The 1,195-nt window shown below is 33.1% G+C and carries 3 protein-coding genes; all 3 read left to right on the top strand.

The window, feature by feature from the left end; genetic code table 11:
- A partial coding sequence (gene tmk / locus M663_RS0101380) for a dTMP kinase (RefSeq protein WP_029687692.1) occupies positions 1 to 464 on the top strand: 464 nt, incomplete at its 5' end.
- Positions 465 to 477: 13 nt separating this feature from the next.
- Complete coding sequence (locus M663_RS0101375; protein WP_003867355.1) at positions 478 to 807, top strand: cyclic-di-AMP receptor; 330 nt, start codon at positions 478 to 480, stop codon at positions 805 to 807.
- A gap of 10 nt (positions 808 to 817) precedes the next feature.
- On the top strand, positions 818 to 1,195 hold a 378-nt coding region (locus M663_RS0101370; RefSeq protein WP_029687691.1), incomplete at its 3' end, for a YaaR family protein.

Genomic DNA, 1,195 nt, shown 5'->3' with positions numbered 1-1,195 from the left:
GAGATATTTTATTGGATAAAAATAATTTCATTTCTCCAGTTACAGAGATGCTTTTATATGCTTCTTCTAGAGCTCAGCTGATGGAGGAAAAAATTTTACCGGCCATTGAAGAGGGTAAAATTGTACTCTTAGACCGTTTTGTGGATAGTTCTTATGTATATCAGGGTTATGCGAGGGGCTTAGGGATAGAAAAGGTTAAGATAATTAACGAAATAGCTACAATGGGGATTTTGCCTGATGTAACAATTTATATAGACATTACTCCTGAAGAAGCAATGAAAAGACGAGGCGAAAGAGAAGCAGATAGATTAGAGAGAGAAAGTTGGGATTTTCATAAAAAAGTAAGAGAAGGTTATATTAAGTTAATTAAAGAATTTCCTCAAAGGTTTGTATTTATAGACGGAATGCAAGAGCTTATGAAAGTGCATCAAGACATACTTGATGTAGTAAAAAAATATTTGTAAGGAGGGTCATAACATGAAATTAGTATTAGCTATTGTGCAGGACGAAGATGTAAGGAGACTTATGGATGGCTTGACTGAGGGAGGATTTAGCTTTACGAGAATAGCATCTACTGGGGGATTTTTAAGGTCTGGCAATACAACCTTGATAATAGGTGTAGAAGACGAAAAATTAGATGATGTTATCAGCATAATAGAGAAAAAATGTAAAACTCGCGATAGAATAATTACTTCTCCTACGCCTATGGGTGGTGCTACAGACATTTTCCTGCCTCAAGCCGTTGAAGTTACAATTGGTGGAGCTACAGTTTTTGTATTAAATGTAGAAAAATTCTTCAGGATTTAGGGTGCTTGACATGAGAATTGAAGAGGTAAAATCTCCGAAGATTTCATCTGATATAAAAAGTGAGTACAATAAGTCTTATAGAGTTACTAAAAAATTTATTGATACTTTTGATGAAGAATTAGATCAATTTCATCAAGACAAATTAAATGAGATTTTATCAGAGATAGACAGTGCAGCACAAAAATTAAAAGAAAATTTGACTTTGCAGGACTTAATTAATTACAAAAAACTTGTAAAGAAGTTTTTGCAGGAAGCGACAAGTGGTATGTTAAAATACACTAAAAAAGAATATGTCGATGCAAGAGGAAGGAAGAAAATTTATTCTTTGGTGGAAAAAGCAAATGACAAGCTAGAAAAGCTTACAGAAGAGTTTTTAAAAGATTCCAAA

This window comes from Thermoanaerobacter sp. A7A, assembly GCF_000445185.1.
Taxonomy (GTDB): Bacteria; Bacillota; Thermoanaerobacteria; order Thermoanaerobacterales; family Thermoanaerobacteraceae; genus Thermoanaerobacter.
Note: the sequence above shows the minus strand (reverse complement) of the source record. Positions and strands in the feature narration are given on the sequence as shown.

Bases quoted from the DNA above. Each gene is read 5' to 3' on its own strand.
- M663_RS0101375 (WP_003867355.1), top strand. From the start codon at position 478: ATGAAATTAGTATTAGCTATTGTGCAGGACGAAGATGTAAGGAGACTT.